Source organism: Nocardioides gilvus (assembly GCF_003194605.1).
In the GTDB taxonomy this organism is placed as follows: domain Bacteria; phylum Actinomycetota; class Actinomycetes; order Propionibacteriales; family Nocardioidaceae; genus Nocardioides; species Nocardioides gilvus.
Window position 1 is genome coordinate 573,378 of the sequence record NZ_QHKY01000001.1, and the last position, 12,214, is coordinate 585,591.

Here is a 12,214-nt window from a genome sequence, read left to right on the forward strand (position 1 = left end):
CGTATCTGTGGACAAACAGCCGCTCCTGGCCGGATTTACCCAACTCTTGAGCGGACGGCGAGCCGATTTGCGTCCCCCGATTCACCTCTGGCGTGACCCATCTCATATCGTGAGCGACAGCAGGTAACTGCTTGTGACACAACGGTTTATTCCGTTGAGTAGCCCCACACCCATTCCTTGGAGGGAACAGCACATGTCTTCATTCACGCCGTCCCGGCGCTCCGTTCTCCGCACCGCCGCATGGTCGGCCCCCGTCGTGGCCGTCGCTGCCGCCGCTCCGGCCTTCGCGACCAGTGGTGCCAGCTTCACCACGATCACGACCGAGCCGCTGCCCTTCGCCGCCGCGATTCCCGGCGTCGTTGACCTGGGTGTGTGGACCGTCACGCTGACCTCAGAGGTGCCGGTCAACCTGCCCGTCGGCACGGTCGTTCCGGCGCCCGAGCTCACCGCCGTCATCACGGTGCCGAACTCGGCCCGCAACACGATCGCGTTCTTCGGCGTGACCGAGGTCAGCGGAACCGCCAGCGCGCCGTACACGGTGCAGGGCCAGCCCGCCCCGCTCCCGGCCACTGTCACCATTCCGCTCACCACGGTTCCGGCTTCCGGCGACATGGTCATCACCACGACCGGCCCCGGCACCAGCTTCACCGCCGACGCCGCTGGCACCTTCACGATCTCCCTCGAGGACATCGTGGCTGACCTGTCCCTCGGCAGCCTCGGCGAGCAGACCGCGAACCTGACCCGGCAGCCGGGTACCAACTACACGATCGCCACCTTCACCGTGGCCTGATCCACACGCACCACGAACAGGGGGTGTCCCGGCTTCGGCCGGGACACCCCCTGTTTCACGTTCTGGCTGGCACGTGGTGACCCACGGCCTACGCGAGGACCGAGCTCACACCCGGTCGAACTCCAGCGCCTCCTGGTAGGACGCGACCGCCGCCAACTGCGACTTCACGTTTAGCTTCTGCCGGATCGCACGGACCTGGCTGCGCACCGTGCCCTCGCTCACTCCCCCGGCCGCGGCAATGGTGGTGATCGACTGCCCGTCGTTCAGCATCCCCAGCACCTCCCACTCGCGGCGCGACAGAGCAGCGATCCGCTTCATCAACTCGCGTCGGGCCGGTCCGATCGCCTCCCACGCCTGCAGCGCCTGCTCACGGTCGTCGGGGCTCATCCCCGGACCACCGGCGGCGACGGAGCGCACGACCTGGTCCAGGCGCTCGATGTCGGTCGACATGGACACCACGCCGTGGCAGCCGGCAGCGATCAGGCCACCCCACCGGGTGAGGTTGGACGATCCCGTCACGACGATCCAGCGCGCGGGGATCGTCTCGATGATCCCGACCACGCCGCGCCACTGGGCGACGTCGTCGATCTCGGCGACCACGATGCCGACCTCGGCTCGCCGCTCGGTGACCTTGCGACGGGTCTCGAGCAGCTCGCTCCGCGCGCGGGGGTAGTGGAAACTCTCGACCGCGAACTGCGCTGAGTCCAGGGCAAGGGCGATGGTCTCGCCCACCACCTGCCCCTCGGCCAGCACTGCCACGCTGGGAACCTGGTCCGGAACGGCGGGCTCCTTGTACGTCATCGCCTGCGCTCCTCTTTCCTGCTCGACCGATCACTCCGAACGGTCCACCTCCAAGAGTGGCAGCCCCGAAGTGAGTGGGATCGCGATCTGCGCCAGAAAGTACTGGTACTCACTCCATTTACCCAATATGGATGAGCGCATCGTCCACGGCGCCGACGAGCCCCCACGCGACCCCGGTTCTCACCACCGGGAGCCGTCCCCTGAGCCGCATACCCAATACTTGGCATCCGCACGCTGAGACCTGCCCACTCGACCCCCGGTTCGCCCATAGTGTGCATGCGGGGGAGAACCGCACCAAGGACGCGCCAGCGACCGAAGTACTCACCGAGAGTGCATGTTCCCCCACACAACATGGGGGAGCGCCACTACGATGAGGACCGCCGACCGCAGTGCTGATGTCTCGCAGGAGTCAAATGTCGCGGCGCCCGGAGTCTCCGGACGGCAGCGAGCTCAGGAGGGCATGGGAATGAGGGGCGCATCACGCGTGTGTGTGATCGAGGACCACACCCTCTTCGCAGAGTCACTCCAGATCGCGCTGGAGCTCAAGGGCCACGAAGTACGTCGCGTGCCCCTGCCCGCGGATCTGCACAGCGCCACCACGCTGCTGCCGGCCGTGATGAAGCACCAGCCGCACGTCCTGCTCCTCGACCTGGACCTCGGCAACGCCGACGGCAGTCGCCTCATCGAGCCCGTCGCCCGCGCCGGCACCGCCGTCGTCGTGCTGACCGGCTCCACCGACCGTTCCCGCTGGGGACACTGCGTGCGCCTCGGCGCCCGCAAGGTCATGGAGAAGACGGCACCCCTCAACGAGATCCTCTCCACCATCCGCCTCATCGGAGAAGGTCGGCCGGTGATGACGCTCGAGGAGCGCGAGGACCTCGTCCGCCACTGGCAGGAGGAGCGGGCCCAGGTTGCTGACCTCGTCGAGCGGCTGCACCGTCTCACTGCCCGCGAGTCCGAAGTGCTGGGCCAGTTGATGAACGGTCAGCAGGTGCGTCAGATCGCCGAGGCCTCCGTGGTCTCCGAGGCCACCGTGCGTACGCAGGTGAAGTCGATCCTGGCCAAGCTCGAGGTGAGCTCCCAGATCGGTGCCGTGGGTCTGGCCCACAACGCCGGGTGGATCGCACCCGCCCCGAAGCACTGACTCATAGCGGCAGCGCCTCGACGCCGTGAAGATCCTGTTGGTCGGCTCGTCCGGTGGACACCTCACCCAGATGACCTGTCTGTCGCCGTGGTGGAGTGAGCACGATCGCCACTGGGTCACCTTCGACACCGCCGACGCGCTGAGCAAGCTCGAGGGCGAGTCGGTGACCTGGGCTCATCACCCCACGACCCGCAACGTGCGCAACCTGCTCCGCAACACCGTCGTGGCGTGGCGGGAGCTGCGCCGCTACCGTCCCGACGTGATCGTGAGCACCGGCGCGGCCGTGGCCGTCCCCTTCTTCTGGCTCAGCCGCCTCACTGCGCGCGAGTGCCGCACCGTCTACCTCGAGGTCATCGACCGCGTCGACTCCCCCACCCTCACGGCGCGACTCTGTGGCCCGGTCACCGACCTCTTCCTGGTCCAGTGGCCCGAACAACAACAGTTCCACCCCGGCGCCGTGCTCGTCGGCAAGGTGTGGTGACCGTGTCCGGACCTCGACCGGGACCACCGCCCAGCGTCGCCGTCCTCCTGGGCACCGACCACCACCCGTACGACCGGGCCGTGCGGTGGGCCGCCGAGCTCGCCGCTGAGGACGGGAGCCAGTGGTTCGTCCAGCACGGGTTCACCCCGTGGCCGCTCGAGACGCCGGCCTCCCTGTCCGGAGCCCCGATGCTGGGCATCGATGAACTCACCCGGGTGATGGACGTCGCCGACGTCGTCATCACGCACGGCGGCCCGGGCCTGATCATGGAGGCCCGCGCCGCACGCCACGTGCCGATCGTCATCCCGCGCGACCCCGACCTGGGCGAACACGTCGACTCACACCAGCTGGACTTCGCGGCCCGTCTCCGCGACGAGGGCACGATCCGTCTCGTCTCCACGCTGGACGAGTTGCGCGACGCCGTCCGGCTCACCCGCGAGCAGGGGCGTCCCGAGCACGGGCACGCCGGACACCGCAGCGACACGGTCCTCCGGTTCGGTGAGCTCGTCGAGGCGGCCCGGGCCCGGCCCCGGCGTCGGCTCCTGCGACGCTGACCAGACGCCCCGCAAGAGGCCCCGCCAGCCGTCCGGCAAACATCGGTCAGTCGAGGACGAAGAGATCGCCGTGCTGATCGACCCGCGCCAGGACCTCCTCGAAGCCGAACTGGTCGAGCGCCAACGGGTCCTCGGATGCCTCGGTGACCTCGTCCCAGGTCAGGGGCGTCGCCACCGTCGGACGCTCCCGGCCACGCAGCGAGTAGGGCGAGACGGTGGTCTTCGACGTCGAGTTCTGTGACCAGTCCAGGAAGACCTTGCCGCCCCGTCGGCTCTTCGTCATCGTCGCGGTGACCAGGCGGGGATGGGCGGCCTGGAGGAGTTCGGCGACCTCGCGGGCGATCCGGGTGCTCTGCTCCTCCTCCCCCGACCCCCCACCGGCAGAGTCGACGCGCGTGTCATCGGGGAGTGCGGCGTACAGGTGGAGCCCCTTGCTCCCACTGGTCACCGGCACTGCCTCCAGGCCGCGCTCGGCGAGCGCCTCACGCACCATCAGAGCCACCTGCGCGCATTCGTGGAGACCAGCGGGCTCGCCGGGATCCAGGTCGATGACCAGCCGGTCCGGTGCGAGGATCTCGTCGCCCGGTCCGACCTGCCACTGGTGCACGTGCAGCTCCAGGGCCGCGAGGTTGGCCAGCCACGTCAGGGTGGCGAGGTCCTCGACGACAGGAAAGCGCAGCACACCACTGGAGCCCGAGCCACGTGAGCCGGTCGTGGGCACCTCGACCGTCCGCACCCACGACGGCGTCCGGTGGGGCACGTTCTTCTCGAAGAAGCTCTTGTCCGCGACCCCGTGCGGCCACCTGATCCGGGTCACGCACCGCTCAGCCAGGTGCGGGAGCAGCACGGGCGCGATCTGGGCGTAGTAGTTCAGCACCTCCCCCTTGGTGGTGCCGGTCCGCGGATACAGCACCTTGTCCAGGTTGCTGATCACCAGACGCCGACCCTCCACGTCAACGGCCACCTCGCTCATGCCAACGCCTCGGGTGCCAGGTCCTCGGGTGCCAGGTCCTCGGGTGCCAGGTCCTCGGGTGCCAGGTCGGGGCGTACGCCGCGGAACGACGGTTGACGCAGCCGTGCGTGGGCCGAGAAGCCCAGCGACTCCACGTCCACGACCAGCTCGGGACGCACCCAGTGCGTCCCGACAGCGTCCACCTTCGGCAACGGTGCGTTGAACGGGGAGTCGGCGACCGCCAGTGGTTCGAGCAGCGCCTTGAGGTCAACCCCTGCCCGACCGGCGATCCCGCTGCCCACCCGGCCACGGAAGACGAACCCGTCCGGGGTCGGCTCCCCCACCAGGATCGCCCCCAGCCGGTGCGTCGAACCGGTCTCGGGGCGCCACCCGCCGACGACCCACGACGTACGGGCCCGGTGCGGAAACTTCAGCCACGCGCGGCTGCGGGTGCCGATCTCGTAGCGCGAGGAGAGCCGCTTGCTGACGATCCCCTCCAGCTGCTGGTCGCGGGTGGCGGCCAGCAACATGTCGCCGTCGTCGTACGTCGGTGGCACCTGCACCAGGTGGTCCCCCAGGTGGAGCGACTCCAACAGCTCCCGGCGCAGGGCCAAGGGTTCGTTCATGAGGTCGCGCCCCTCGAGCCGCAGGAGGTCGAAGCCGAGCAGCGTCACCGGGGTCGCCGACGAGGAGCTCTTCGCGGAGCGTCCGAAACGCTGGAGCCGGCCGGCCAGGGCACCGAAGTCAGGTCGACCATCGGTGAAGGCGACGACCTCGCCGTCGAGCACCACGTCGGGCACGTGGATCGAGGCCAGCTCGGGAAACGTCGCGGTGACGTCGTTCTCGTTGCGGCTGGTCAACCGCACCCTTCCGGCGTTGACCTCGACGAGGACCCGCATCCCGTCCCACTTCACCTCGTGGCACCATTCGTCGCCGCTCGGGACACGGTCGCCACGGGTGGCCAGCATCGGACGCATGGCACCATCCTTCCCGATCCGTGGTTCTGCGCGATACTGGAACCCCGCCGGCAACGAAAGAGGAGCCTCACCATGCGTGCCATCTGGAAGGGATCGGTCTCGTTCGGCCTCGTCAACGTGCCGGTGCGCCTCTTCGCAGCCACCGAGTCGCACGACGTCTCCTTCCGCCAGGTGCACGAGAGTGACGGCGGCCGGATCAAGTACCAGCGCGTCTGCTCCATCGACGGCGAAGAGGTCCCCTACTCCGAGATCGCCAAGGGGTACGAGACCGAGGACGGTGAGATGGTCGTCCTCACCGACGACGACTTCAAGGACCTTCCCGTCACCTCCTCGCGTGAGATCTCGGTGGAGAAGTTCGTCCCCAGCGAGCAGATCGACCCCATGCTCTTCGAGAAGAGCTACTTCCTCGAGCCCGACCAGAGTGGCGCGAAGGCCTATGCCCTGCTGCGCGAGGCGCTCCTGGAGGCCGACCGGATGGCGGTCGTCACCGTGGCCCTGCGGCAACGCACCTCGGTCGCCGTGCTGCGGGTGCGTCCCACCGATGCCGGTGACGTGATCGTGCTGCAGACCATGATGTGGCCCGACGAGATCCGCACGCCTGACTTCTCGGTCGAGGTCGACGAGGTCAAGGAGTCCGAGGTGAAGATGGCGAAGATGCTCGTCGAGACCCTCTCGGGTGACTTCGATCCCGCCGAGTTCGCCGACGACTACGCCGAAGCGGTCGAGGAACTGGTCCGCACCAAGATCGAGGGCGGGGAGATGACCCGTACGCCGACCAGCACGAAGTCGTCGGGCGAGGTGGTCGACCTGCTGGCCGCGCTGCAGAAGTCCGTCAACGCTGCCAAGGAGGCTCGCGGCGAGAAGGTGCAGGAGACGAAGACCACCGAGGCACCCGCGAAGAAGACCGCCGCCAAGAAGGCCGCCGCGAAGAAGAGCTCGGCCGACAAGGCCCCGGCCAAGAAGACGGCAGCCAAGAAGACGGCCACGAAGAGCACAGCGAAGAAGGCCCCGGCCCGGAAGCAGCCCGCCAAGAAGGCCAGCTGACATCTCTGGTCAGACACCACTGGTCTGGGCGGTCTTCACGCCGGGCCAGTCAACCCCCGTACCACCCGCAGGCCCACCGACATCCGGGCCAGGTCCCCCTCGTCATCCAGGATGTCGGTCAAGGTGTCGACCGCCTGGGCCACCTTCGCCCCGCGCGACTCCTCCCACCGCGCGACCGCGTCGTCCTCACCCATGTCGCCGTCCTCGGTGGCGTCGCCACTGGCCCGCGCCACGGCGAGCACGTCGGCGGTGAGCCGGGCGTGCACGGCGTACAGGTCGTCGCGCAGGGCTGCTCGCGCCATCGCCTGCCAACGGTCTGCGCGCGGCAGGCCAACCACCGCCCGGACCAGACGAGGCAGGCCCAACCGCTCACCGAGCGCGAAGTGCACCCGCGCGACCCGGTCGGGCGGCAACCCGTCACGATGCGCGGTCTCCACGACACCGAGCAGCGCGTACGCCGGTGGCAGCACCGCGACCCGGGTCGCCAGCTCCACGTCCACACCCTCGCCCACGAGCCCGTCGCGACGCTCGATGAAGGCCGAGTGCTCGACCCCGGGCAGCATCTCGGGCAGTCCTGCCATCAGGCGTTGCACCGGCACGCTGACCGAGTCGACGATCTCCTCGCTGTCGAGGGGGGACGGGTACTGGTTGACGAGCCAGCGCGAGGCGCGCTCGACCAACGTACGCATCTCGATCCGCATCCGGGTCTGGGCAGAGGCCGCGAGCCGGTTGTCCAACGCATCGACCTCGACCCGCAGGGCAGGTGCCCCGAAGATCTCCCTGGCCACGAAGTTGGCCCGGGTCAGCTCTGCGGGGCTCTGGCCGGTCTCGGCCGCCAACCGCATCCAGTAGGTGATGCCGGCCCCGTTGACCAACTGGTTGACCACCTCGGTGGTGATGATCTCCCGACGCAACGGATGGTCGAGCATCTGGGAGCGATAGTCCTGACGCATCGGGCTGGGGAAGTAGCTGATCAGGTCACCGCGCAGGTAGGGGTCGTCCGGGATGTCGGAGGCCAGCAGGTCATCGGCCAGCACGATCTTGGTCCACGAGAGCAGGACGGCCAGCTCGGGCATGGTGAGGCCCTCCCCCAACTCGAGACGACGTCGTACCTCCTTCTTGGACGGCAGCCCCTCGAGCTCGCGGTCGAGGACCCCACGCGCGGTGAGCTCGCGGATCCAGTCCTCGTGGGCGTGCAGCAGTGCCGGTGCCGCCCAGGCTGCGTTGGCCAGGGCCACGTTCTGTTCGTAGTTGTCGTGCAGCACCAGCGAGCCGACCTCGTCGGTCATGGAGGCCAGCAGGTCGTTGCGCTGCCCCGCCTCGAGCCGGCCGGCCGCAACCACCCGGTCGAGCAGGATCTTGATGTTGACCTCGCGGTCGGAGGTGTCGACGCCTGCCGAGTTGTCGATGAAGTCGGTGTTGATCTGACCGCCTACCTCCAGGGCGTACTCGATGCGCCCGGCCTGGGTGAAGCCCAGGTTGCCGCCCTCCCCCACGCACCTGGCGCGCAACTCCCGGCCGTCGACGCGCAACGCGTCGTTCGTCTTGTCGCCCACCTCCGCGTGGCTCTCGAGCGAGCTCTTGACGTACGTCCCGACGCCGCCGTTCCAGAGCAGGTCGACGGGCGCCCGCAACACCGCTCGGATCAACTCGTTCGGTGGCAGCCGTTGCACGTGCGGCTCGATCCCCAGCGCGGTCCTGATCTCGTCGGTCAGCGGCACCGACTTCGCCGAACGCGAGAAGACCCCACCTCCGGGCGAGATCAGGTCGCGGTCGTAGTCCTGCCAACTCGAGCGAGGCAGCTCGAAGAGACGGCGTCGCTCGGCGTACGAGGTCTCGGCGTCCGGCGTCGGGTCGATGAAGACGTCACGGTGGTCGAAGGCCGCGAGGAGCCGGGTCGTGGGTGAGCAGAGCAACCCGTTGCCGAAGACGTCGCCCGACATGTCGCCAATCCCGACGCAGGTGAACTCCTCGCGCTGGCAGTCGATCCCGCGCTCGCGGAAGTGCCGCCGCACCGAGACCCAGGCGCCGCGGGCGGTGATGCCCATGCCCTTGTGGTCGTAGCCGACCGACCCGCCCGACGCGAATGCGTCACCCAGCCAGAAGCCGCGCTCCAGGGCCAGCGAGTTGGCGATGTCGGAGAACGAGGCCGTGCCCTTGTCGGCCGCCACCACCAGGTAGTAGTCGTCGGCGTCGTGGCGCACCACGTCGTCGGGTGGCACGACGGCACCCTCGACGAGGTTGTCGGTGATGTCGAGCAGCCCCGAGATGAAGGTCCGGTAGCTGGCGATGCCCTCGGCCAACCAGGCCTCCCGGTCACTCGGGTCAGGGAGTTGCTTGGCGTAGAACCCGCCCTTGGCCCCGACCGGCACGATCACGGTGTTCTTCACCATCTGGGCCTTCACCAGACCCAGCACCTCGGTCCGGAAGTCGTCGCGACGGTCGGACCAGCGCAGGCCACCCCTGGCCACCGCACCGAAGCGCAGGTGCACCCCCTCCACGCGAGGTGAGTGGACGAAGACCTCGAACGCCGGCCGGGGCGCCGGGAGGTCGGGGAGGCCGGTGGGGTCGAACTTGAGCGCGACGTACGACCTCGGCTCCCCGTCGTCGTGCCGGTAGGCGTTGGTCCTCAGCGTGGCCCCCAGGTGCGTCAGGTAGGAGCGCAGGATCCGGTCGTGGTCCAGGCTGGCGACCTCCTCCAGGGCCGCGCCGAGCCGGTCGGAGATCCGGCTCTCGGCTGCGGCGCGCGACGCGTCGTCGTCGAACGCCGCCGGGTCGAACCTGGCTTCGAAGAGCTCCACGAGACCCCGCGTGATGTCGACGTTGCTGCTCAACGCCTCCTCGATGCTGTCGAGGCCGAAGGGTGCGTTGCCCTGACGCATGTACTTCGCGTAGGCGCGCAACCAGCTGACCTGGCGCCAGGTCAGTCCCGCCCGCAACACCAGTGCGTTCAGTCCGTCGAGCTCGTTGCGGCCGTCCCAGGTGGCCCGGAGCCCCTCGGTGAAGAGGGCGGAGTCGGCGTGGGGCAGCGGGCCGGGGTGCCGCAGGCCGAAGTCGTAGACGTAGGTCTCGACGCCGAGACCCACGAGCTCGTGGGGCCGTTCGTCGACGACCTCCACACCCATCGAGGCGATCAGCGGCAGCACCCGGGAGAGGGAGAGCCTGTCCCCGACCCGGTAGACCTTGAGGCGAGCGAGCCGCTCCGCACGACCCTCGACCGCTGGGTCCTCGACCAACGCCAGGTCGAACCCCTCGTCACCCCCGTCAGCGAGCAGAGCCTCGACCCGCCGCATGTCGAGTGCTGCGACCTCGGCCGGGAACTGCGCCTTGTACCCCTCCGGGAAGGCCTCGGCCCACGTCCCGAGACGGGTGGTGTCGGTGACGGAGGTCGCTGCCGCCAGGAAGTCGTCACGCCAGGACCGCGACGCCGCGGCGAGGTGTCGCTCGATCCGCTCGCGGTCGAACTGGCCCACGTGCTGCCGGGCCGGTGGGTGGACGACGAAGTGCACCCGGGCGGTGGGCGACTCGTCCACGCGGACGGTGAACTCGACCTCGTCGCCGGCCAGCTCGGTGCGCAGGATCTCGGCGAACCGCTCCCGGACGCCGGTGTTGTAGCGGTCGCGCGGCAGGTGGACGAGCACCGAGACGAACCGGCCGAACGGGTCGCGGCGACCGAACGCCGCGAGCTGACGGCGCTGGCCGGCGTACAACAGGCTGCGCACCACCGGGACCAGGTCGTCGACGCCGGTGTGGAAGAGCTCGTCGCGCGGGTAGTTCTCCAGGATGTCGATCACGGCCTTGCCCGCGTGCGAACGCGCGTCGAACCCGACGGCCTCCAACACCCGAGCAGCCCGTTCGCGCACCACCGGGATCCGCAGGATCGACTCGGTGTAGGCGCCCGAGGAGAGGAGTCCGAGGAACCGCTGCTCCCCCACCACCTCCCCGTCCGCGCCGTAGAGACGTACGCCGACGTAGTCGAGGTAGGCACGGCGGTGCACGGTGGCGCGCGAGTTGGCCTTGGTCAGGATCAGGGGGGTCCGCGCCAACGCCGCTCGGCGCCCGGCCTCGCCCAGCGCGCGCGGTGCGAGGTTCATGTCCGGGTCAGCGCGCAGGATGCCCAGTCCGGAGCCGGCCACCGGCCGCAGGTACATCTCCTCGGTCTCGGTCGGGTCCCCGGATCCATCGTCCTCGGCCGGTGCCGGGCGCGTCTCCAGGCGGTACTCGCGGCATCCGAGGAAGGTGAAGTGGTCGGAGGCCAGCCACGCCAGGAGCTGCTGGGCTGCGGTCACCTCCTCGCGCGAGACGTCCGCCGGAGTCTGGTCCAGCCCGTCCGCCAGGGCCCGCACCCGGTTGCGCATCCGCTGCCAGTCCTCGACCGCTTCCCGTACGTCGCTCAACACTCGTTCGAGGCCGGCCGTCAGCTCCTCGGCGTCCCCGACCCGGTCGACCTCCACCCGGATCCATGACTCGGTCTCGCTGTCGCCCTCCGGGGCGGCCACCGCGTCGTCGAGCGGCGTCACCGCCTCGAGGAGTCCGGTCACGTCCCGGCGCACCAGCCACCGTGGGTGGACGACCAGGTGGATGCCACGACCCTGGCGGGTCAGCTCCATCGTCACGGAGTCGACCAGGAAGGGCATGTCGTCGGTGACCACCTCGACCACCGACCGGTCCTCGGCGTCGACGACCCTCACCAGGGCCTTGCCCTGGGGGCGGCACACGGCCAGTCGACGATGGCTGGCCACCACCTCGGCCAGCGCCCGGGCACCTCTGGCGACGACGTCCTCGGGCGCGACGTGCCGGAAGTAGGGCCCGACGAGGTGCGCGACCTCGTCGGGGTCGTCGCTCACGAGCGAGGCCGCCTGCTCGAGCACGGCGAACTTCTCTTCCTCCGGAGTGGTGGGCACGCTCCGACCCTAGGTGTCAGACGTGACGCGGACAACACTTCTCCCTCTCTCCTGATCGGGGAGGATGTCGTCATGACGAAGCGACTCGAGCAGGAACTGACCTACGACGCACCACTGGCCGACGTCGCGGCGATGCTGCGCGACCCCTCCTTCCGCGAGAAGGTCTGCACGCGGCAACGGGTGCTCAGTCACCAGATCGACATCACCGACGACGGCGACGCCGCCGACATCAGGATCGAGCGGCTCCAGGCCGTGGAGAAGATCCCCTCGTTCGCCGCCAAGGTCGTCGGGGACCAGATCACCATCGTCCAGCGCGAGGAGTGGAGCGACCTGCACCAGGGCACCTACAGCGTCGGCATCCCGGACAAGCCGGGCCACATCTCCGGGACCGTGACGCTGACCGAGCGCGGCGGGCGATGCGTCGAGACGATCTCACTCGACATCAAGGTCTCGATCCCGCTGGTCGGCGGCAAGTTGGAGGGTGTGGTCCACGGTCTTCTCACCTCCGCGCTGCGCACTGAACACGAGGTCGGCACGGCGCATCTGGCTGGTTGACCCGACGCCGAG

The 12,214-nt window shown here is 69.2% G+C and carries 10 protein-coding genes; 6 read left to right on the plus strand and 4 right to left on the minus strand.

What is annotated here, in order from left to right:
• The first annotated feature begins 193 nt into the window (after positions 1-193).
• A complete protein-coding gene (locus DNK52_RS02795) occupies positions 194-790 on the plus strand; it encodes a DUF6801 domain-containing protein (RefSeq protein WP_162598566.1) in 597 nt (198 codons plus the stop codon).
• A 105-nt stretch (positions 791-895) separates the two neighbouring features.
• On the opposite strand, the gene DNK52_RS02800 is transcribed toward DNK52_RS02795, so the two are convergent.
• Positions 896-1,591 (minus strand): helix-turn-helix transcriptional regulator, encoded by a 696-nt coding sequence (locus tag DNK52_RS02800; RefSeq protein ID WP_110239290.1) that lies wholly within the window; start codon positions 1,589-1,591, stop codon positions 896-898.
• 466 nt (positions 1,592-2,057) lie between these two features.
• Here DNK52_RS02800 and DNK52_RS02805 point away from each other — a divergent pair, with 466 nt between their 5' ends.
• From DNK52_RS02805 to DNK52_RS02815, 3 genes are read left to right on the plus strand one after another with little or no spacing between them, the layout of a single operon-like run.
• Positions 2,058-2,735: a response regulator gene (locus tag DNK52_RS02805; protein ID WP_239455345.1), complete on the plus strand. Its 678-nt coding sequence runs from the start codon at positions 2,058-2,060 to the stop codon at positions 2,733-2,735.
• A gap of 25 nt (positions 2,736-2,760) precedes the next feature.
• A complete protein-coding gene (locus DNK52_RS02810; protein WP_239455346.1) occupies positions 2,761-3,216 on the plus strand; it encodes a glycosyltransferase family protein in 456 nt (151 codons plus the stop codon).
• A gap of 2 nt (positions 3,217-3,218) precedes the next feature.
• Positions 3,219-3,770: a glycosyltransferase gene (locus DNK52_RS02815; RefSeq protein WP_110239294.1), complete on the plus strand. Its 552-nt coding sequence runs from the start codon at positions 3,219-3,221 to the stop codon at positions 3,768-3,770.
• A gap of 46 nt (positions 3,771-3,816) precedes the next feature.
• On the opposite strand, the gene ligD (DNK52_RS02820) is transcribed toward DNK52_RS02815, so the two are convergent.
• On the minus strand, positions 3,817-4,743 hold the full coding sequence (ligD, locus tag DNK52_RS02820; RefSeq protein ID WP_110239296.1) for a non-homologous end-joining DNA ligase: 927 nt from the start codon (positions 4,741-4,743) through the stop codon (positions 3,817-3,819).
• Positions 4,740-5,699, minus strand: a complete 960-nt coding sequence (gene ligD, locus DNK52_RS02825) for a non-homologous end-joining DNA ligase (protein WP_110239297.1) — start codon at positions 5,697-5,699, stop codon at positions 4,740-4,742. The genes ligD (DNK52_RS02820) and ligD (DNK52_RS02825) overlap by 4 nt, the downstream gene beginning before the upstream one ends.
• Before the next feature lie 72 nt (positions 5,700-5,771).
• On the opposite strand from ligD (DNK52_RS02825), the gene ku reads away from it, so the two are divergent.
• Positions 5,772-6,743 carry a non-homologous end joining protein Ku gene (gene ku / locus DNK52_RS02830; protein WP_110239299.1) on the plus strand — a complete coding sequence of 324 codons (972 nt, stop codon included), beginning with the start codon at positions 5,772-5,774 and terminating at the stop codon, positions 6,741-6,743.
• Positions 6,744-6,778: 35 nt separating this feature from the next.
• Here the strand turns inward: ku and DNK52_RS02835 are convergent, their stop codons facing one another.
• Positions 6,779-11,647 (minus strand): NAD-glutamate dehydrogenase, encoded by a 4,869-nt coding sequence (locus DNK52_RS02835; RefSeq protein WP_110239301.1) that lies wholly within the window; start codon positions 11,645-11,647, stop codon positions 6,779-6,781.
• A 72-nt stretch (positions 11,648-11,719) separates the two neighbouring features.
• Between DNK52_RS02835 and DNK52_RS02840 the strand changes: the two genes are divergently transcribed.
• Complete coding sequence (locus tag DNK52_RS02840; RefSeq protein WP_110239303.1) at positions 11,720-12,202, plus strand: DUF2505 domain-containing protein; 483 nt, start codon at positions 11,720-11,722, stop codon at positions 12,200-12,202.
• Positions 12,203-12,214 lie beyond the last annotated feature (12 nt).